The following is a 19,570-nucleotide window of genomic DNA, read 5'->3' as shown; positions in this document are numbered from 1 at the left end:
CGCCGCCGCCAGCCATGATATTGAGGAGAGGACCATGGCCGAGCAGCTTTCACCTGAAGACCAGCAGAGCGTTGACTCGCCGCGTCGGGGACCGCTCGGCGATGCGCGACCGAACAACGATGATCCCGATCCGCGCACGGCGGGCGGCCAGCCCCAGGAAGATGTCGAAGATCGTCCTTCGGTCAGCACGGTTACGCCCGAGGATTATCCGGAGGACCAGCGTGCCAAGGGATGAGGCCGGTCGGGTCGCGCACGGCGGTCCTCGCACCGGATACGAATAACAGGAAAGGGAAGAAGTGATGGCGGATAACAAGTCGAAAAAGGGCGCAGGCGATCGTCGTCAGGTCGCCGCCGGCGAGGGTTATGAAGTGCGCTATTTCGCGCGCAAGCACGGCATCGCCAAGGAGCAGGCTGAAAAGCTGATCGCGCGGGTCGGCAATGATCGCGAGAAGCTGAATGCTGCCGCCGCCAAGCTGAAGAGCGCATAATGGACGTCTCGAAAACCGGCGTGATCGAGCGCATCGCGCGGGTGCTGGCGGCGCAGCGGTTGAGCAGCAACGCGGAGGGCACCGAGCCGTCCGCCGCACCCGATGTCGATGATGCATGGCCGGACTATGAGGACGACGCCATCGCGGTGCTCAAGACCCTGCGCGAGCCGGATGAGGATATGGCGGCAGTCGGTGACGTGGCGGTGTGGGAGCGGATGATCGCGGCCGCCTTGGGCACGCCGCTCGGCGTGGCGGCGTCGACCGAGCCGCCCGAGCCCAGCGCCTCTGTCTTGCACGAAGGTCCGTGACGGCAATCGGCGCTTCCATGCAGGCCGCTTCCTAATGCGGCCCATGTGTCGCTGTATGTGGCGCTGATTTCCGGTGATAGGCGACCGTTCGGAATGAGCGTCCGACCGTCTGAGCCTCGTGCCCGCGCTACCGCTCGCGGTTTTTTCTGAAAGTGCCGCGCGCGCGACGCAAGGATAAGGGCCGCACAGGCACGGTCCGCGATGAGTATCTGGTGCAAACCACATCGCCTTCGGCGTGGTGATATTGCTGTGATCGCTTGCGTGCACTGTCGTCGCGGTGCGTATTGGAACGGCGCCCCCTAGCCCGATATGCTGCCTGGGCCCAGGCGCTCGGGCTTGGCGCTGGTTTGCGGCAGCGACGAGCCAGGCCGGCTCTAGCGGTCGAGCGACCGTAGGGCCGCAAACACATCGTCCAATGGAACTGGCCTTTTGAGCGCCGGTGGCCTTCGAAGCGCTGGCTGACCGGGCACGGCTGCGGCGTCGGACGCCCAGGATGCGAGAATGGCGCGCTTGACCTCAGGCTCAAGGCTGGGATGCCGGGCGACGTCGAAGGGATGTTCAAAATGGGAGAGGGACATCGGATTGCCTCCTTTCTTGGTGTCACTCCTTCCTCAGGGCGAAAAATCGCCTTCAAAAAGCTAGGGCGCATCCCGTCGCCGTCAAGGGTCAACTATCTCGAATGATACGATAAAAAAATTCGTTCCTCAGGCTTGAACCGAGGCTGGCCGATCCTATTTCGTTGCCGCCGGGTGCCGAACTGGCCCGGAGATGCCGAGGGCGCCGGCTCGATTCCGGCGCTTCTCATGATCAAATTGCTTTGAGGAGGATTTGGCTATGAGGACCAATTTTGACTTTACCCCCTATCGTCGCTCGACAGTGGGTTTCGATCGTCTGTTCGACATGCTTGAAGCAACCGGGCGCAGCGAAACCGACAGCTGGCCCCCGTTCGATCTCGAACAGGAGAGCGAGGATAGCTATCGCATCACTCTCGCTGTCGCCGGTTTCACGCCGAACGAAATCGAGATCGTCGCCCAGCAGAACCAGCTTAGCGTGTCGGGGCGCAAGGCCGACGAACCGGATGGCGGCCGCTATCTGCATCGCGGGATCGCCAACCGGGCGTTCGAGCGTCGCTTCCAGCTTGCCGACTTTATCGAAGTGAGCTCGGCGAAGTTCGAGCACGGCCTGCTCGTCATCTCGCTCAAGCGCGAAGTGCCTGAGGCGGCGAAGCCGCGGCGCATCGCGATTGAAGGGGTGGCGGCGAACGATCGCCTTGAGGCGCCGGGCGACCAGCAGGCCGCCTGATTCTATCCTTCACGGTCGGCGGCGGGCGCCGCCGACCGTGACCGGAGGGAGCGATGCGCGATTCTGATCATGACTATTATCGGCGCCGCATAGCGGACGAGACAGCACTGGTGGCGTCGACGAGGTCCGACGAAGCGCGTCTGGTGCATCGTCAGCTTGCGGATATCTACCGGGCGCGCCTCGCCGAGTGCGAGATTATTCGGGGGAAAGCTGGCCCTTCATCGTCTGGCTTAACGAACGAAGCGGATTTCGCGACCAGGAGGATATTCGTGCCTTCTACCTTGACGCGACGCTGAGACCAATCTCGACCCGTGATGCCCGTTCGGCTCCGTCGAGGGTGAGCTGGCGAATTGATACTAAGCCGATTGACGCGGTCACTCCAGAAAGTTCGCGAGATTCTTAAGCGTCGATTCCATGCCTGCTCGGTGATCTGCCTCGGAAATGCCGGACGGGACATTTTCCGCGCGAAAACTGACCTTGGTCCCGTCGGCGACCGGGGTCAGGCTGGTGGCGATTTGTCATGGTGCCGCTAAAGCTCGGGTCGTCGGCTTCGAACACCACGGCCTCGACGATCTTCGTGTCGGGCAGGATTTCAAGAAAGCGGCCTTCGAAGATGTCAGCATCATCGGTCGACTTTCCGCGACCATGCTCGGTCGGCGGGTAGTGGAACGCCATGCGATAGCCACCGCCGACGCGCGGATCGAAGCTGGAGATCTGGGCGGTCATCCCCTTGGGCGGTCGCCATGAGGCAACAGACTCGGCGTCGAGGAATGCTCGGAAGATCGCCCGCGGCGAAGAGAGGATGACGCGCGAGGCGATATGAATGCGGGATTCGGTCATGCGCCGCTCAGTCTAGGCATAGGAGCGTACCTCGCAAGCGCGGCAAGCCGATATGCGAAAGGCCGCCCCTTTCGGGACGGCCTTTCCATTGTCCGCCGAATGCGGCCAGCTCAGACGAGCGGGAGCCCCGCGGTGGAGGCCAAGCTCAGAACTTCTGCCGTGATCGGCATATGACAATGAGACATCTGACCACCTCCTTTCCGTTATTGACGATAAATCCGATGTGGGATCGAAAACGCCCGCCTTCAAGACGCGAGCGGTGCCAAGGGAAATGCCCGCCTCAGCGGAGCTGGCTGTCCTTGCTGCCGCGACGGTTAATGCCAGAATGGACCGGACGTTTATCGCGCTCGGCCTGGCAGCGTACGCACGTCCGTGCCCCTGGCAGTGCGCGACGTCGCGCCTCCGGGATCTCATCGCCGCATTGCTCGCACTCCTCCAGCCCATCGCCGGATGGAAGCCGCGCCCGCGCGCTCGACAGCGCGTCCTTGATGCTGTCCTCGATCTGATCCTGAACGGCGCCATCGGGCGCCCAACCATTGGCCATGTGCGACTACCGGAAACTCGATGCTGGAGGACCCCGAGATGGGGATTGTGGCGGGCAATTCCAATATATGGGCTGCGGAGTGCGCGAGCCCGTGCGAAGCTAGGGTCGATCAGTCCTTCTTGTTGGGCAGGCCTTTGCGCTTCGTGCTCGCGAATTCCTCGAGCTGCTTTTCGGACATGGACTCTTCCATCTGCTTGGAAGCGCCCTTGAGACTCGATTTGGGTTCTTCACCGCGTTTGGCGGCAAGCGCGGCACCTGCCGCCTTTTGCTGGGCCTTTGACGTCGCCGGCATCGTCTCTCTCCTGTGGTGGTGACGGGATACAACAACATTTCTTTCCGGGATTGGCTCCCGCCGACGGCGCATGGCAGCGACCGCGCACGCGCCGCATCGCGGCTAGGCTAATCCACGAATGGCCGTTGTCGGCGTAACCGGACATTCCTAGTCGCGGCGCCGAGCGGTAGGAATGTCCCAGGGGCAGTCATACCAATTTCGCCATAAGACGTCCTGCTGCCCCCTGTTCTGCCGCGAGATTGCGATTGTATGCCAGCGGCATCCGCGGCGACTTCCACCGCAGCGCATCCATTATCCCCGCCAAATCCTCCCCGCTAGCGAACAGGTCCTGGTTCAGCCCGATCCGCGTCGAATGCGCGCTGATCCCCTTGAGCAGCCGAGCCAAATCCTCCGCCGTCAGATCGGGCAGCGCGCCGAGATCGAACGCCCGCTGGATGAGCGACCGGAAGATCGGCCCGATTGATCCTGGGTGTAGCGCCATGGTGCCAATGTCATGTTCGACGCGCGCCTTCACCGCCGGCTTGGAAAGCGTTTTGCGCAGATCCCAGGTCTCACGGCCCGAGATGCTGTCGATCGGCCGCCCCCGCACGGCGGCGCGGGCCTTGTACCGCCGCACCTGCACCCGTCGGAACAGCGGCCCCACCGTGATCTCGGCCGCCTCGGTCCAGGCCGCGATCGCCGCCACGCTACGCGGGCTGAGGTAGGCGGTTGCCCCCTCTCCGTCCTTGTCGCCCTTGTGGCGCAGGATCTGCAGCAGCCGTGCCTCGGGATCGATCGCCTCCTCGATATGCTCGACCGCGACCGCCACCAGCTCGGAGGCCCGCAGTCCTGTGTCATAGGCGGCCGACAGGAGGGCGCGATCGCGCAGGCCCGGCAGATCGTCGCCGCAGCTCTCGAGCAGGGCGCGGATGTTGAGCCCACGCGCCTTGTCGCGCTCGATGTCGCGCACAGGCCCCTTGAATCGTAATGGCCGTGCCTGCTTCTGCGCCGCCCCCTTCTCGCGCCGAACCGCCTGCAGCCGCAGCTTGACCAGCGGCGCCGGCGTTGGATCCTTCAGATCGAGCAGCTGGTGGATCTTGGCGATCGAAGCCTTGTAGCGGGCGAGCGAGGCCGGTCGGCTCCCCTTCCCCGCCCGCGCGTCGAGATAGTCGGCCACGGTCTCGGCCGTTGCCGGCAGCGCGACCCGGTTGGTGCGCCGGCACCAGGCGTCAAACGCCTCGACGTCGGATTTGAGCGCACGGATGCTGTGGGGCGACGAGGCGGCCTGATAGGCGGCGATCAGCGCCTCGTCGACGGTGATGCGCTCGCCGGCGCGCATCTGCACGATCGTCCAAGCGAGGTCGGTCGGCGCCCAGACGGCCGGCAGGACCGCCTCAGGCGCCGATACGGCGGTTTTCGGCCCTTCCAAGGCGGTTCCAGTGGCCATGACGCATCACGCTCCTCAGCGAGGCTTGTACCGCACCTTACAAGAAGGGGTCAATTCCGCTTATGTGATAACTGCAATTATCAAGCGTTGTATGAATCTCAGCGCCGCCATGCTAGACTGAAGAATGCGCCTGAGGATATATATTCGCTCCTATGCAACCATTTCCTGACCTTTCAATGCCTGTTTGGACGCCAAAGATGGCCCAGCGGATCGAACGCGCCTCTGCTTCGATTGCCCGTCTGGACGCCCGTGTTGCCGTCAGCCCTGTAGCGAATGCCTGGCGCCAACGCGCGGCTTGGTCAGGCTATGCCGCCTCGCTCCGGGGCCAAAGCACCGAAATCGAAGAAATCGACATTTTTGCTCGCGAATGCGGTGTCTCTATCCCGGGTCGGATCAGTCCACCGTCCATGTCGGATGACGCTGGCGACCTGACGCGGTGGCAGGCTGATCTGAGGGATCACTCCGTCCACCACTGGCGAGATGACGTAGCCTATTCGACAGCCACGCCGGACGATTGGCGCAACCGTCCTGCTCTCCTGCGTGCGCTCGAGATGCTCGGTCGCCATGCTCGCGCAAACCGATCAATCGCAAGTTGGCTGAACTTGCCTCGGCTACTTCATTCGATGGAGGTAACGGCCACTCCCCTCCCCTGCCTCGCCATTGCTGACAAAGCGCTTCGACTGACGCCGCGGGACGGTGAGGCCATCGTCGCGCGCTTTCTTCGCCAGATTGCTAAGGCCGCCGTAACGGGCCTTCAACGGCTAGATGCCATGGAAGAACATCGCCTCCTCGCTGCGACCGTAGCGGGCAACATCGTTCGCCCCGGGAAGCTTCTCCCACTTCTCGCACTCTTGCAGCTTCGACCGGTTACGAGTCCGCGAGTTGTGGCTCGGCAGCTCGAGTTGAGCATATCGGGAGCGGGTAAACTTCTGGCGCGCGCCGCCGATGCCGGGTTGCTGGTGGAGATCAGCGGCCGCCAGGCTTGGAAGACTTATCTCGTCACAGACCTTGCAGTAGCATTCGGTTTCGCGCGCCGTTCCGTTGGTCGACCTTTGAAGCCTCCCAAAGTGAGCGAGGCGCTCGATCCGTCACTGTCCCGCTTCGATGTCGAGATGGCTGAGCTCGACGCCATGCTCGCCCGCCTCGGCGTAGGTTCAGACGTCGGCGATGGCGATGGCGTTGATCAAACTTAGTCCATGCGCGGAAGTGCGGCATACGCCGAGACTGTAGATCGGTATCCGACGCCCTCCCTCTCGACGGCTTATGCCTAAAAGGAAAGCAGAAATTATCTGGAACGGGACTTCCAGACGCGCCAATCTTTCACGCTGGCTCCACCCGTTTACGCCCTATCACAGATCGTTGGTCGCTAATCTGAGGGTCCCGCGCTGGACGACGATCGACATTCTAAGCAGGTCAATTCTCCCAAAAGCTCTGGCTCATACACGTCGTCCAAGCTCTCGGGCCATGCCTGCCCCCGAACGGAGCCGACGGCGCATTTTACGCTCCCCTGGACGGCTCTGGAGGCGGGAGCGTCTATGCCTAGGGTAGGACCTCTTAGATAACGCCGCTTTCAATCCTGATTGGTTTGTGAGTGGGCAGTCCGATCCGGCTCCGTGGCTCGCTCCTTAACAAAAGCTCCAAGCAAATACCAGGTTATAGGGTTGTTAGTTGATAGCAACAGGGCAGCTAGTAGCTAGCAGCCAAACAATGAAGCTGGCCAAGTGTCTTATGCGACGGCACACTATCAAGCATATAGCGCTGTCCTCGGCGGTGATAGGGTGTTGGCGGATGTTGAGTGGGTTGTTGCTATCAACCAGCAGGCGTGCGGATAGCGACTATGATGCGTCTTGGTAGCAAGTTGGCCGCGCCTCGGTCGCTTCCAGCTGCCGTCAGACTTGCAATTTTCAAGCGAGCGGGTTGCGACACAATTGCGTTAATGACGCTAGACACTTGCGAGCAAAACGCGGTATGGCAGCGCTTGGTTTTTGGCTGCTACTTAGTAGCAACCAAGCCGCGAGTGGAGAGCAGCATGCCAGTCATTAGCTTCGTGTCCCCGAAAGGCGGGGTGGGCAAAACCACCGCGACACTTCTGCTTGCCGGGGAACTATCTGACGCGGGTGGCACCGTACGCCTTATCGATGCGGACCCAAACCTTCCGCTGGTCGACTGGGGGCAGCTACCGGGACGTCCCGATGCCATCACCGTCGTCGGGTGCCGCGATGAAAACGCGATCATCGACGAGATCGAGAGGGGCGCGTCGGAAGCGCGCTTCACGCTCGTCGACCTCGAAGGCGCGGCGACCGCGACCGTTACGTTCGCAATCGCTCAAAGCGATCTTGTGATCATTCCTTGCAAGGGGTCGCATCTAGATGCCACCCAAGCTGCTCGCGCTATCAAGCTCGTCAAACAGACGGCTCGAGGCACGAGAACCGAGATCGATTATGCGGTCCTGTTCAGCCAAATCCCACCTGCGCTGCGCTCGAACAATCAGAAGGACATCGCGGAACAATTCAACGATGCGGAAATTCCAGTCCTTCCGGTCATGATCTACAACCGCGAGGCTTATCGCGCGATGTTCGCCGCTGGCGGCACGCTTCGCACCATCAACGACAAAGGCGTCGGTAACATGAAGGCGGCGCTCGAGAACGCCGAGGCATATGCGGCAGCCGTGATCGCCAGGCTGCGCAAGGCGCGTACCGTGAAGGAGGCAGCATGACCCGGTCGAGGCTCGATCTCTCGGAGTTCGATGAGACCCCCCCGAACAAGGATCCAGCCAAGCTACGCGAGATCAGTGAAGGGGCGGGCTTTCCTTCACGTCCCGCTGTCCCAGCGGCAGCGGCGCCCGTGCCTGTAGAGCTTCCCCAAGCCGGGACATTTCAACGCCCTCCACGTGTGACCGGTAACCGCCACATCGCCATCAACGTGAGGGTAGATCCCGAAACCGCTGCGAGGCTTTATGCCCTTCGGGACGCGGACCCGACGCGGAAGCGCGTGCTGGCCGACGTCGTGGAAGATGCGACGCTCCTGCTTTACGAACGAGAACTCGGTGGGGCTGCTCGATAGGCAGGGCAGGGGGCTTGCTTGGCGGATGGAAGAGCGACGCAAAGCAACCCCAGTTGGCTGTACCGTGTAGACCGGCGTCAAACGCGTGACTCCACTTCCTCTCGGTTAAACACTTAGAAAGGAAAGCGAAAGTCAACTAGGACGGGGGTTCTGCACGCGCCGATCTTCCGTGCCGACTCGGCAAGTTACCGTTCTATTAAGGATTTGTTCAAAAAATCGTAGGGTTCCGCGATGGACGCAGATCAACAATCCCTGTTAGTTTATATCACATCGGAATCCTGTTTTCGAAGATGTAAGTCCATGACGGATCGAGACCCCTAACGTTTATGCCATCGGTTGTCAGACGTCCGTCGAGTTGCCCCGCCCTGAGCGCCTCGCCGTGAGCGAGAGATAGCTCATCTGAAAAGTCGATAACCTCGCCCCATAAATGCTTGGCGATGTACAGATCGGTTGCCGAGCTTGGCGCGAGGCAATCAGCAGCGACCTTAAGGAGCGATGCGGCTACCGAATGCTGCGAGCCTAGCGAAAGGCCAGCGCGCGACGATTGTTGGCCGGTGTCTCCTTTTCGGCATTCGGTATCTCGTCGTGCAGGTCCAACAATGTCGTCATGTGTTCAGTCCCGCGCCGTAGGGGTCGCGAGATTAGGGCGGGTATTAAGGTTACCGTTGGGCCGACGGTGCAGATCGATCCCGTGGATCGCCTGTTGCCCGAACCGCATCTCGGCGATCACTGTGTCGGCGGTGGTGGACGATCCGAAATAGTTGGCAGGCCCGTGCCACGTGTAGCCCTCGACGATCTGCATACGATACTCGCCGGGGGGCACCGCCAATGTCGCCTCGTCGTCGCGGCGGAAATAGACCGAGATGATATGTTCGTCGGTGTCGCGGTCGTAGAGCTGAACGACGGCGTTGGCTTGGTCGGTCGTCACCCTCAGCCGTGCGGTTGCCTTGTGTGGATCGACATTGCGGTTGACCGTCACGCTCCCCGAGCGGGGAAAGGTCACCGCCGGCTGCATGTCGGGAAACCATCCGTTCCGCTTAGCTTCGCGATAGCCCGGGATCAGGAACGTCAGCGCCGATAGCGCGATGATCCATTTTTGCACAGCACCTGGGCGAGCTTGGCGGCCCGGTCGCCATCGGCCCTTCTGGTAGTCGAACCCGCGGTTCTTGCGCTCGAACCACCCCCCCGTGTCTGCGACCCAGCTGGCGCTGCCGAGCGGCATGCCGTCGTCCATCTCGACGCGGGTCTTGCGCTCGTTCCACTTCGTCGCGCCGGTCCGTTGGCGGTGACGTTCTCGCATGTAATCGCGGTCAGCAAGTCCCATGAGAAACCTCCCGTGCTTCCACCATGCGAAGGGCTTTCGTCCGGGCATGGAGACGGCGGAGTTCGATCGCGAACTCGGCGATCAGATCAGAGAACTCCTCGGCGACGTCGCGCTCGTCATCGCAGGTCGGCGCGAGCGAGGCGGCTGCAAGCACGAGATGCGCGCCGACGATCGGGTGCAGCTCCATCAGGTGGTAGGACTGGGTGCGGAAGCTGTCCGCCAGATCCTCAGGGCTAACAGGCCCATCCTCTCCTTGGTCGATCATCGCCTGATTGCTGCGATCAGCGTTCCCCATCACCAACCTCCCTCGTCTCGGGCCTGGAAACCATGTCGGCCGCACTCAGCCGTTGCTCGGACATCCGCATCCACTGCACCTCGGCCGGGGAGGGGGGTGTCGTCGTCCAGGCCATCCACCCGGCGAACACCACCCCGATCAGCAGCAGCCGAAGGATCAGTTCAGCGGCGAGTCTTCGGCGCGACGCACCGAAGCGGCTGCCAAGCCGCTCCAGTTCCTCGGCGCTCTTCAGGCAGGCGAGCGCGCCCGCGTTGAGGATGCGCGCCGCCTCGGTCGCCGGGTCGAACAGCGAGGCCTCGTCGCTGACGATGGTGGTGGAGCGGACGATCAGCAGATCGCGCGCCAGGTCGCGCATCTCGCCTGCGCGACGGTCGGTCGTACCCATAAGCATCATGCGGCTCGCCCCGCTCAAAATCCTTGCGATGCGTCGCGATCCTGACCGTCCTGTCGTGTTCCGTCTCGTGCGCGACGATGCAGGCGACGGCGGCGGCGACCGAACGGCAGGCGCCGTGCATCTCGCCCGCGGCGATGAACAGGATGCGGCGGGGGCTGCCGGCGAACCGGCGCCGGATGCCGACCAGCGGCATGCGCGGATCACGCCGGGCGAAACCACCGGCGTCGGCGAGGATCGCGGGCACCGCCCACGCGATCCGGTCGCGGTCGACATCGTCCGCCAGCCTGAGCGCCCGCATCCAGACGATCACGCCATCGTAGCCTACAGTGCCGACGCGCTCTGACAGGGCGGCGAGGTCCGCTCCCGAATAGCGCGTGACGTCATGCAGCAGCTCGGCGATGATCCGGCGCGCCAGCCCCAAGGCGGCGGGCGGAACCTCCGCTCCGGCAGTAATAGCCTTGGCAGCGCGGGTCATGTCGCGATCGTGATCGCAATCATGGTCAGCGAAGAAGTCCCAGTTGCCGCGGGCCGGATCGAGCAGGAGGTCGATGTCCGGGTCGGCGAAGCGGGCGGGCAGGCCTTCGCCCTCGTCGACGACGACCAGTCGGCCATCGCCGGCACGCGCCTCGGCGATCAGGTCTGACAGAATATTGGGCGGGATGGTGTCGCGGCTGCCACGCAGGATCAGGGTCATGTCGGTTCTCACAAATCGAGGCTCAGGTTCTTCTCAGGCAGGCCAGGGATGCGGCCGGGTTCCCCGGGCATCGGCGGCAGGCCGCGCAGGTCATCCATGTCCAGCGGTCCGATCCCGAGGCTGTCATCGCGTTCGGCGGCGCGCAGGTCTTCCTTCGTTTTGTCCCTGCCTGCCTCGTCGGGCTTCATCGGATCGACCGCGGTGAGCTCCTTCCAGCTCTCCTCCTTGGAATAATCCGTCTCCGACGCTCCCATTGGTGGCAGGTCATTGAGGGCAAGGCTGGCGAGATCGGGCACGACGATCGGCTCGTTGCCGTCTCGGACGGCCATGGCCGCGCTAAGCGCATCGTCTGCGCCCTTGGTCCGCTCGGCGGGGCCGTCGATGTCGAGGCGTCCGAGGCTTTCGAGCGCGGAGGTCTTGTCGCCGGGGTTGCGGTCGAGCTGGCGCTCGAGCCGGTCCTGGTTGTCGACCACCATCGTCACGTCGTCGCGGACGCGGGTGACGCCGACGTTGAACAGGCGCTGGTTCGACAGGTTCTTCTCGTAGCTGAGCATCACCGTGATCGCCTTGTCGGTGGTGATGCCCTGAGCCATGTGCATGTTGAGCGAGTAAGCGAGGTCGAACCGCGACAGCATCGGGTCGTTCCTCTCGAGAGTGATCGTTTCCTTGTCGGCAAGCTCTACCGTGACGCGGCCGTTCTCGATCTCGGTGACCGTCGCCAGGGCCGAGTTGAGCATGCCGCGCTCCTTGTCGTTGGCGGTCCAGCGGATGCGGTCGCCCTCGTGGAGCGTGATCTCCTTCTTCGTCGTCAGCTCGAGGCGGTCGTTCTTGATCGCCGGGTCGATCTTCTGCGGGTCGAACCGAACCTTACGTCCATTGTGATCGATCTCGACCTTGCCGTTGGCGAGAACCTGGGTGACCTCGTACAGGCCGCGTCTCAGCCCCACCTCGGGCACCTGGCCGCTAACTCGGAGCGACTGACCGACCTTGTAGCTGTCGGCGTAGCGCAGTTCTTCGCGGGTCTTGCTGACGCTTTCGTGGATGGTGACGGCCATGCCGTCTCCGTTCAGCGTGCCCTCCTCGACAAGCCCTGCCTGGATCGTCTCGTTGATCGTGCCGCGTGCCGTCCGACCGGAGGCGAAGACGGCGGTTATGCCACGCTCCTCCGGCGACAACGCCAGCCACATCTCGGCGGCGTGCGTCGCCGGATCGGCATTCTCGACCACTTTGTCGCCAAGTACGCGCAGCGCCTGACCCGCCCTACCGACGTTGGCGAGGGCAGCGACGGTGCGCAGCTGGTCGGTGCGCTGACGGATGTTCTCGTCCATCCGCGCCATCGGCGCGCCGGCGGCCTGCGCCATGGCGAAGGCCTTGCCGGCGTCGATCGAGGAGAGCTGCTGGCGATCGCCGATCATGGCGACCTTCTCGATGCCCATTGCTTCGGCGATCGTCATCAGCTTGAGCATGTCGTCGCTCGACACCATCGAGGTCTCGTCGACGACGATGATCGTGTCCTGCAGCGCCTCGCGCTTCTCGCGCGCGCCCTGCGTGTCGGGCTCGGCGGCGTGGGCCTGGTTGTGCCAGATGAAGGAGGCGATGGTCTGCGCCTCGATGCCGGCACCCTCCTTCATGTCGGCGACCATCTTGTTCTGAAAGGCGAGGCCAAGCACGGTTTTGCCTTCGGCTTCCGCGACGCGGGCGACCGCCTGCAGCATGGTCGACTTGCCGGCGCCGGCGACGCCCTGAACGACGACGTGGCGGTCCTCGCCAGCGACGATCATGGTGGCGGCGGCAAGCTGGCCGGGGTTGAGCTCGTGCGGGCAGGCGGCCTGCAGCCGGTCGGGCGCATCGGCAGGGGCGACGAGGGCGACCGCCTGGCCCTTGCCCTGCTCGACGCGAGCGAGGATGCGCTCTTCGGTGGCCAGTGCCTCCGGCGTGGTGACCGCACTGACCATCTTGCCTTCCACACGGATTTCGCCGGGGATGAGCTTGCCCTGCGCAATGAGGCGTTCGACGCGCGCCTCGACCTGATCGATGGTGACGCCGCGAACACCGAGGTCGAGCGCCTGCTTGGCGACCCGGTCGACATCGAAGGCGGCTTCGCGCTGGTTGAGGATGCGGACGGCAGAGGCGGCGGCCAGCTGCGCACCCGCCTCGGCCGGAGTCTGGGCGATACGCAGGATCCCCTTGTCGACCAGCGGGTCGGGCGAGTGCATCAGGCCGGACAGGAACGCACCGGCGCTTTTTACTGCCTCGACAACGGCGTTGTAGCCGCGCTCAAGCGGCCCGGTGGCCTCGCGCGCCTGTACCGCCTTCTCGGCCGCGGCGACGATATCCTTGCCGCTGAATCCAAGAGTTTCTGCCTTGTCGAGCCATGTCGTCAGCAGGCCGTCGCGATCCTCGACGTTGAGCTTCGGATCGCGGGTGTTCACGGTCACGCCATCTCGCCCTTTAGGCGAGACGATGCCGAGTTCATCCGCTTTCGCCAGGATCTGCTCGCGCCGTTGGCTATAGGCCTCCAGCACCGTCTTGGGGACGCCGGTGATCTCGAACGTCCCGTGTTTGCCGGTCAGCTCGACCTTGTAGCCGAGCTTCTCCATGCCCTCGCGGAGATAGGCATGATAGATCGAGCCGATGACGGTGTTGCTCGCCCATATCTTCTGAGCATCGAGCGCCTGCCATTTGCCGTCCGGCATCTTCGTCATGTTGGCGACGATGGCGTGAATGTGCGCCTGCGGATCGAGCGCCCGGCTCGTGTCGTGCTGGAAGAGCGCGTAAACGAGGTTGCCGGTTCTCACCGAGGTCGTCTTGCCGTCCGCTGTAGTGCGGCCTGCAGCAAGGTTCTTCTCGACCCACGCCATAGTCTTCTGGACCGCTAGCGTCTGCGCGCCATCAGGTCCGAGGATACGCTTGTCGCCGGCGACATAGGCCAGCACCGACACGGATTTGGGCGCGGAGAAGGTCAGGTCGAACCCGGGGCGGCGACCGTCCCGGACGTCGACCTTCTCGCCGGACGGCAGTTCGCCCTCCAAGACCTTCGTAAAGGCTTCCCGGCTGACCGCGCCGGACAGTCCCGCCTCGGCCGCGCCATCGCCGCCCCACATGCTGACATCGCCGGCGTGCTCGTCGGTATAATAATCGCCACTGACGAAATCGTCGTTGGTGAAATATTTGCCGGCGCCGGAGGCCGACTTGACCGATGCGATCGAGTGCATCGGTTACATCCCCATCCCGTCATCGTCATCGTCATCGCCAAGGCCGAAGCCATCGCGGGCCTCACGGATGGCAAGGTCCTCCGACTTCGACGCGGAGGCCGGGGCGTCATGGCCCGATCGCGGAGACACGCTGGTCGAGATAAGTGTCGCATCTGGGCCGACGACCTGATCGCCCTTGCTGGTAGCGTCTTCGCCACGCTCGACCAGATCCTCCCGATCTCGAGCATCAGTCCTCGCGGCGGTGGCGTCGAGACGCGTCTCCGCTTCTCGGTTCACCTCTTCGCGCGCCTCCCGGTCTTGGTCCTCGGTGGGCAACGAAAGAACGCTGGCGGCCAGATCGTTCGCCTCACTGCGAGGCTCCTCATCTGACAGGGTCAGGGACTCCCCACGCCCGCCATCCTCATCACCACCGCCCGGCTTCCCTCCACTTCCGCGAACTGCCCCCTCCGGGTCGTCCGGCCTGGCCGGGGGCCGTGCTACGAAGCCCTCGGCGACCTTGGGGTAATCCTCCCATTCGAGGCGGATGCGAGCGGCCGGAAATCCATCAGGAAACTTCACGAACCCGTGCATGCTCGGCAGGTTCGTGATGTCGTCAGGGATGACCAACGGCTCGACCTGTTTGCGCGGGGTCAGGGTCGAGGCGTCGCGGGTGTTGTTGTAGCCGTAGCTATAGCCCTCATCCATCTGGCGGATCTCGCGGTTGCCGATGTAGCGGGCGCACTGCTCGGCGGTGTCGAGGTCGGCTGCGGCGAGGATCAGTTTGGTGCGGGCAAGCGACGACAGGTTGCGCGCATTCTCCTCGCCATAGACCTGGACGAGCTTGTCGAACGAGTGGAGCCCAAGGATCATCGCGCCGCCGAAGTTGCGGGCGGTCTGGAGGCCGCTCTCGATCGCCGGCAGGCGGTGCAAGGCGCCCAGCTCGTCGAACATGAACCAGGTGCGCAGGGACCGGGTTTTCGCCATCGTCATCAGCGAGTGGATGGCGAGGTTCGACCAGAGCGTGAGCAGCGCCCGGTTCATCTCCAGGTCGGTGTAGTTGGACGTGATGAACAGGATCGAGCCGGGCTTCTTGTCGCCAGTCATCCAGTCGCGGATCGAGTATTGTGGACCCTCGTCGGGGAGGAAGCGCAGGACCTGCGCGTTGGTGTTGAACACGGCGCGGATGGACTCCGCCATGCGGGCGGCTTCAGGGGCGGTGAGGGGGTCCGCGATGGTCTTCTGAAGGTGCTTGTGGACCTGCTTGAGGTCGGCGGTCATCAGGTTCTCGGCGAGCGCCTTGTTGGACGTCATGCCCTTCTCGATGAGCTTCATGCACATCTCGATGAACAGGGTGCGTGCGGCCAGCGCCCAGAACGGCTCGGACGAGCCGCCATCAGACGGGATGAGGGCGGCGGCGGCGGCGGTGAACTCGCTGTAGGTTCGGCAGTCGTTGAAGATCGTCCAGGCCGGGCAGCGCTGGTCGAGCGGGTTGAGGATGGTGTCGCGCGACGGGTCGTAGAACGCCTCAACATAGGCGCCGGTGAGATCGAACAGGACGGCGCTGTCCTGGCGCTGGCGCATCTGCGCGATGTGCTTGCGGAGCGCCGTGGTCTTGCCGGCGCCGGTGGTGCCGATGAGCATGGTGTGGGACTGCTCAAGCCGGTGCGGGTAGGGGATGCCGGCGAGATAGTAGGGATGGTGCAGACCGCCTGCCTTGCGTGCCCCAAACGGCAGCTTCAGCACGGCCTCCGCCGTCTTGTCGGGGAAGAGGGATCTGGCCTCCTTCTCGAACTCGGCATGGTTGTGCTGGATGACCTCGCGGTAGAGCACGTCACGCTCGACCAGCATGGCGCCGCGCTCGTGGCGTTCCTGGACGATCGCCTTGCCGCGACGGGCGGAGAAATCGACGTACCAGATGGTCGCGGGCATGGTCGCGAAGCTGGCGATCGCGGTCGAACCAATGAGGCCGCGCACCGCCTTCGACCAAGCAAGCATGACGTCAGGTACGAAGGGAACGTAGCCGATGATCGTGCGGTGGATCGAGCCGTCCGGCAGACGCAGGTTGACCTGCTTGAGGTTGTCCAGCGAGACCCAGTCCCAGAGGCCCGACAGGATGCGCATGCAGATGAGCTGCACGTTGTTCTCGTCGAGGGTCACCGACAGGATGATGAAGTAGGCGATGGCGAACAGGCCGAGCCACATGAAGAAGGGGAGTTTCGCGCCCTGCAGCCACATCAAGACCTGGGTGTTGAGGAGCTGGCTTCCGCGGGTGAAATTGCCCGAGTTGCGTGGCAGTTCGCCGCGGGCGGAATGATGCTTGAGCGGGATCGGACGCCCGTCGCTGCGGATGTCAGCGCGGGCCATGCAAGCGCTCCATCCGACGCGTCGTTTCAGACACTATCCGGTCGTGAAACTCGGGGTGTTCCTCACGGATGATCGTGTCGAGCGCGACCTGCGAATATTCGCAGATTTTGATATGGCGCGTCTGACTCTCGGTCAGCAGCTTGTGGCCGTTGAAAAAGAAGTCGACGGCCCGCCGGATGATCTCCGCGGGCGGATGGCCCTCGCGTTTTGCCATGTCCGTCAGGCGGACATATTGCTCGGGGGTCAAACGAACCGTGCAATGACGGTAGGACATATGCACCAACCTCTAGCAGGAGGCTGGTGGACGCTGAGAAAAGCAGTCTTTGATTACGCCCTATTCCCCAGTGATGCAACGGGAATCAGAGGCCGTCTGGAGCCCCCGTGTTCGCGGCGAACACTGCTACACCGCTGATTTTGGCCGATAATCCATGCGTGTTCGTGGCGAACACAATCTGCACCTCCGCGATCACAGCATGGGCCATACGGTAAGTCGCTGAATACACGAGACAAAAGCAAGCGCAGCTTGCAAGGGTGTGCTATCCATAGTCCCGATTCCCCCCGTGATCGTCGTGCTGCCTCGGTCCTTTCGGTTCGGCGTCCGGTCCCCGGTTTCGGCCGGTTCCGGGTCCGCCGTGAGGCGGCAGCTGGCAGGGTTTGAAAGCGCTTCGCGCGGGATTATTCGCGATGTCGAGCAGGAGAGTCATGGGCTTGGTCTCCGAGGCGAGGGCAGGGGGGTACGAAGCCGCTTTTCCCATCCGATCCGGGCCGCTATGATCGTGCCGTTCAGAGCCCGATCAGCCTGACCGAAAGGCAAGCAGAATGGCGAAGTCACTGGACGCTGAAATGGCCGCGATCGAGGCAGAGGAACGCAAGCTGGCGGCGCGCCGAAAGGCGCATCTGGTGAAGCTGCGGGAGACCGCGATCGGGACGGTCGAGAAGGTGGGGCTGTTGAAGCTTCCACTGGACCGGCTGGAGCGGATCATGGAGGCGGTGAAGACGCTGGGCGTGGACGAGGTCGAGAGGCGGCTCATGGCGAAAGCCTGAGCCGGTTCGAGCCCGCTGGACCACGCCATGGCCGTGCAGGGCTTTATGCCCTGCGCGGCCATTTCATTCAGGGCTGGCAAGACCGGCGAGGCGTAGCGGCTGGGAGCCCGCAGGGGCGATCCAGTTCGCGAGCGAGCCGGTCGGGGCAGAGGCGCAGCCGGCTTGGCAGCATCAGGCAAAAAAAGGGGATGCGCGGCCGTCAGGCCAGCGCATCCCCGGGGACGTTCGACAAGAGGGTTGGGGCGTCGTCAGGCCCATGCAAGACTGAGGTCTCCCTCGATCGGCTAGAGGCTCGCCATGGCGACTAGCGTAGGCACGTAGCGGGACAGCTGCGGATCGTCGTCGAGGCGTTGCCGGATGCGAGGATCGGTCAGGCGTTGGCGCAGCTCGGTGACCGGCACGACGCCGACGCTGTCGGGTTCGAGACCGAGCGTTTCGAGCAGCGCATAGGCGTTGCAGTTGGCGACCTTCAGCTCGGGCGCGGAATCCGGATTGGACGACAGCGACAGGTGGATGTCGCGGGTTGGCCCATAGCGCCAGACTCGGACGCGGCGGCCCCGGAATTGCGCTTCGTCGAGGACGGCGATCGCGTCCGGATAATGATCGAAGCAGGCGGAGACCATGGCGAGGGCGAGGGGGCAGACCCGGGCGTCGAACGAGAAGTCCGCTTCGCTCGGATCGCCATATTCGGGCAGGATCAGGGGGGAGCCGAGACGCACCGTCTGGGCAGCGAGGAGGTCGCGCAGCGACCCGAGCTGGTGGACGGTGATGATGGCCGGGCCGGGCTCGCGAGCGTCGAAGCCGTCATCGATGCGGAACGTGATGGTCATGTCGACCTCCTGCGTTGAAACCGCCTATTCCTCTCCCTCTCTCCTCCAGTGTCCTGACCGATCCCCACGGCGCGACGGCAGTGCTGTGGACAGGCGGTTCAGCAAGGGTGCGGCAGCGGCGCGGGGACGGGCTCGATGCCCGTTCCCGCGCCCCCGCGCCGGCTGTTTCGGAGGCCAACAAAAAGGGCCACGCGGACTCGCCGCATGACCCCTGTAACCGTGTTGGACCGGAAGGGCCGAAGCCCCTCCGACCGTGTTATCCGATCAGCTTGACGTAACCTGCAATCGCGCCGGCGATGACGATCAAGGTGCCTTCGGTGATGACGGCCCACTTGAGGACATCGGTGGAGGTTTGGATACCTTTCAACGTGCCGTCGATGGCCTTTAAGCCCTGCTCCAGCTTTACCTCGATGGAGCTGATCTTTTGGTCCAATGGCTGGACTGCGCGTGCGACGGCCATCTCGATATGCTCCTCGACTACGGCGACTGCCTTCTCGGCTGCATCGTCGTCGATATTAGCGGATTTCAGCGCCCTGAACAATGCGACCTGCATTTCGTCCTCCTTTGTCTTGATGACGAAGCTCACGCGTCGGTCGCGGCGGCGAGGGTCAAGGATCGCGAAGCGACCGCTTTAGCGGCGGTAGGGGGAACGATTTTTTTGCAGAAAAAAAGGTGGGACTCTGCCGTCCTTGAGGCTCGCCGCCGCGGCCGACAGACTGGGACGATTTGAGAGAGAGTTTACCCCGCGGCAGCAGCGCCGGGGCGGGCTCGATGCCCGCACCGGCGCTTCCCCGGCCGATGCGTAGCCAGCGGAGGCCCGTAGGGGCCGGAGCGCCAGCGAGCGAGCCGGGGCGGGTGGACCGTCAGCATCTCGATCATGGCCGATCTGGCGGGCGTCGCCTCACGGGATATCCCACGAAAGCGCCGGCCGCGCAGCGGACGTCCATTGGTCCGCCGGCAGCGTCTGGCACCGTCGTTCACCGTGGCGCGGGGCGAGCTGACCGAAGGGAGCGGTAGCGCCTTACCGGAGGGGGGAAGGCGATCGTCGGCGCGGGCGCGAGGTGTGGCCCGGCGGGGCCATGCCGATGCGTCCGCGCCGACGATCGCCTGGCGTGGGGGGAACCGTAGGGTTCACCCCACATGCGACGGTGCGACAAGGGGCCAGCGG

At 63.8% G+C, this 19,570-nt stretch carries 21 protein-coding genes and 2 pseudogenes; 8 read left to right on the top strand and 15 right to left on the bottom strand.

What is annotated here, in order from left to right; genetic code table 11:
- Window positions 1-34: 34 nt before the first annotated feature.
- From FOY91_RS04200 to FOY91_RS04190, 3 genes are all read left to right on the top strand, one after another.
- The gene (locus tag FOY91_RS04200) at window positions 35-235 is read left to right on the top strand and encodes a hypothetical protein (RefSeq protein WP_145148460.1); all 201 of its coding nucleotides are present in this window, start codon (window positions 35-37) and stop codon (window positions 233-235) included.
- A 64-nt stretch (window positions 236-299) separates the two neighbouring features.
- Window positions 300-488, top strand: coding sequence for a DUF3606 domain-containing protein (locus tag FOY91_RS04195; RefSeq protein ID WP_145148458.1), 189 nt, complete (start codon window positions 300-302; stop codon window positions 486-488).
- On the top strand, window positions 488-796 hold the full coding sequence (locus FOY91_RS04190) for a hypothetical protein (protein WP_238995237.1): 309 nt from the start codon (window positions 488-490) through the stop codon (window positions 794-796). Before FOY91_RS04195 ends, FOY91_RS04190 begins: the two co-directional genes overlap by 1 nt.
- A gap of 374 nt (window positions 797-1,170) precedes the next feature.
- On the opposite strand, the gene FOY91_RS22260 is transcribed toward FOY91_RS04190, so the two are convergent.
- Entirely contained in the window at window positions 1,171-1,374 is a 204-nt protein-coding gene (locus FOY91_RS22260) for a hypothetical protein (protein ID WP_145148456.1), read from the bottom strand.
- A 256-nt stretch (window positions 1,375-1,630) separates the two neighbouring features.
- Between FOY91_RS22260 and FOY91_RS04180 the strand changes: the two genes are divergently transcribed.
- The gene (locus tag FOY91_RS04180; RefSeq protein WP_145148454.1) at window positions 1,631-2,098 is read left to right on the top strand and encodes an Hsp20 family protein; all 468 of its coding nucleotides are present in this window, start codon (window positions 1,631-1,633) and stop codon (window positions 2,096-2,098) included.
- Window positions 2,099-2,472: 374 nt separating this feature from the next.
- On the opposite strand, the gene FOY91_RS22565 is transcribed toward FOY91_RS04180, so the two are convergent.
- The 5 genes and pseudogenes from FOY91_RS22565 to FOY91_RS04160 all read right to left on the bottom strand — a co-directional run bounded on the left by FOY91_RS22565 (window position 2,473) and on the right by FOY91_RS04160 (window position 5,200).
- Window positions 2,473-2,601 carry an SRPBCC family protein gene (locus tag FOY91_RS22565; RefSeq protein ID WP_275265932.1) on the bottom strand — a complete coding sequence of 43 codons (129 nt, stop codon included), beginning with the start codon at window positions 2,599-2,601 and terminating at the stop codon, window positions 2,473-2,475.
- 85 nt (window positions 2,602-2,686) lie between these two features.
- A pseudogene (locus tag FOY91_RS22560) lies at window positions 2,687-2,938 on the bottom strand (SRPBCC domain-containing protein); the annotation flags it as partial.
- A gap of 280 nt (window positions 2,939-3,218) precedes the next feature.
- The gene (locus FOY91_RS04170; RefSeq protein WP_145148452.1) at window positions 3,219-3,482 is read right to left on the bottom strand and encodes a DksA/TraR family C4-type zinc finger protein; all 264 of its coding nucleotides are present in this window, start codon (window positions 3,480-3,482) and stop codon (window positions 3,219-3,221) included.
- A gap of 109 nt (window positions 3,483-3,591) precedes the next feature.
- Window positions 3,592-3,774, bottom strand: coding sequence for a DUF3008 family protein (locus FOY91_RS04165; RefSeq protein WP_145148451.1), 183 nt, complete (start codon window positions 3,772-3,774; stop codon window positions 3,592-3,594).
- Window positions 3,775-3,961: 187 nt separating this feature from the next.
- Complete coding sequence (locus FOY91_RS04160; protein WP_145148449.1) at window positions 3,962-5,200, bottom strand: site-specific integrase; 1,239 nt, start codon at window positions 5,198-5,200, stop codon at window positions 3,962-3,964.
- Between the two features lie 197 nt (window positions 5,201-5,397).
- Here FOY91_RS04160 and FOY91_RS04155 point away from each other — a divergent pair, with 197 nt between their 5' ends.
- Both FOY91_RS04155 and FOY91_RS04150 read left to right on the top strand, forming a co-directional pair.
- On the top strand, window positions 5,398-6,393 hold the full coding sequence (locus tag FOY91_RS04155) for a hypothetical protein (protein WP_238995236.1): 996 nt from the start codon (window positions 5,398-5,400) through the stop codon (window positions 6,391-6,393).
- Between the two features lie 836 nt (window positions 6,394-7,229).
- Window positions 7,230-7,916 (top strand): ParA family protein, encoded by a 687-nt coding sequence (locus tag FOY91_RS04150; RefSeq protein ID WP_145148445.1) that lies wholly within the window; start codon window positions 7,230-7,232, stop codon window positions 7,914-7,916.
- Window positions 7,917-8,876: 960 nt separating this feature from the next.
- Here FOY91_RS04150 and FOY91_RS04145 read toward each other — a convergent pair.
- Genes FOY91_RS04145 through FOY91_RS22255 form a run of 3 tightly spaced genes read right to left on the bottom strand, consistent with a single transcriptional unit; the run spans window position 8,877 to window position 10,276 of the window.
- Window positions 8,877-9,587: a hypothetical protein gene (locus FOY91_RS04145; protein WP_145148443.1), complete on the bottom strand. Its 711-nt coding sequence runs from the start codon at window positions 9,585-9,587 to the stop codon at window positions 8,877-8,879.
- Window positions 9,574-9,882, bottom strand: coding sequence for a hypothetical protein (locus tag FOY91_RS04140; RefSeq protein ID WP_145148441.1), 309 nt, complete (start codon window positions 9,880-9,882; stop codon window positions 9,574-9,576). The genes FOY91_RS04145 and FOY91_RS04140 overlap by 14 nt, the downstream gene beginning before the upstream one ends.
- Window positions 9,869-10,276, bottom strand: a complete 408-nt coding sequence (locus tag FOY91_RS22255) for a hypothetical protein (protein ID WP_238995235.1) — start codon at window positions 10,274-10,276, stop codon at window positions 9,869-9,871. The genes FOY91_RS04140 and FOY91_RS22255 overlap by 14 nt, the downstream gene beginning before the upstream one ends.
- Here FOY91_RS22255 and FOY91_RS22250 point away from each other — a divergent pair.
- Window positions 10,275-10,619: a hypothetical protein gene (locus tag FOY91_RS22250; protein WP_238995234.1), complete on the top strand. Its 345-nt coding sequence runs from the start codon at window positions 10,275-10,277 to the stop codon at window positions 10,617-10,619. The genes FOY91_RS22255 and FOY91_RS22250 overlap by 2 nt on opposite strands.
- A 15-nt stretch (window positions 10,620-10,634) precedes the next feature.
- On the opposite strand, the pseudogene FOY91_RS22755 reads toward FOY91_RS22250, so the two are convergent.
- From FOY91_RS22755 to FOY91_RS04120, 4 genes and pseudogenes are all read right to left on the bottom strand, one after another.
- Window positions 10,635-10,970: pseudogene (locus FOY91_RS22755) on the bottom strand (type IV secretion system DNA-binding domain-containing protein); the annotation flags it as partial.
- 8 nt (window positions 10,971-10,978) lie between these two features.
- Window positions 10,979-14,185, bottom strand: coding sequence for a MobF family relaxase (gene mobF / locus FOY91_RS04130; protein WP_145148437.1), 3,207 nt, complete (start codon window positions 14,183-14,185; stop codon window positions 10,979-10,981).
- Window positions 14,186-14,188: 3 nt separating this feature from the next.
- Window positions 14,189-16,528, bottom strand: a complete 2,340-nt coding sequence (locus FOY91_RS04125) for a type IV secretion system DNA-binding domain-containing protein (RefSeq protein ID WP_145148435.1) — start codon at window positions 16,526-16,528, stop codon at window positions 14,189-14,191.
- Window positions 16,515-16,802, bottom strand: coding sequence for a hypothetical protein (locus FOY91_RS04120; RefSeq protein WP_145148433.1), 288 nt, complete (start codon window positions 16,800-16,802; stop codon window positions 16,515-16,517). The genes FOY91_RS04125 and FOY91_RS04120 overlap by 14 nt, the downstream gene beginning before the upstream one ends.
- Window positions 16,803-17,347: 545 nt before the next feature.
- Here FOY91_RS04120 and FOY91_RS04115 point away from each other — a divergent pair.
- Window positions 17,348-17,572 (top strand): hypothetical protein, encoded by a 225-nt coding sequence (locus FOY91_RS04115; protein WP_145148432.1) that lies wholly within the window; start codon window positions 17,348-17,350, stop codon window positions 17,570-17,572.
- A gap of 284 nt (window positions 17,573-17,856) precedes the next feature.
- Here the strand turns inward: FOY91_RS04115 and FOY91_RS04110 are convergent, their stop codons facing one another.
- Both FOY91_RS04110 and FOY91_RS04105 read right to left on the bottom strand, forming a co-directional pair.
- Entirely contained in the window at window positions 17,857-18,402 is a 546-nt protein-coding gene (locus FOY91_RS04110; protein ID WP_145148430.1) for a hypothetical protein, read from the bottom strand.
- 256 nt (window positions 18,403-18,658) lie between these two features.
- The gene (locus FOY91_RS04105) at window positions 18,659-18,988 is read right to left on the bottom strand and encodes a hypothetical protein (RefSeq protein ID WP_145148428.1); all 330 of its coding nucleotides are present in this window, start codon (window positions 18,986-18,988) and stop codon (window positions 18,659-18,661) included.
- Window positions 18,989-19,570: the final 582 nt, after the last annotated feature.

Source organism: Alterirhizorhabdus solaris (assembly GCF_007785815.1).
GTDB classification, from domain to species: domain Bacteria; phylum Pseudomonadota; class Alphaproteobacteria; order Sphingomonadales; family Sphingomonadaceae; genus Alterirhizorhabdus; species Alterirhizorhabdus solaris.
Note: the sequence above shows the minus strand (reverse complement) of the source record. Positions and strands in the feature narration are given on the sequence as shown.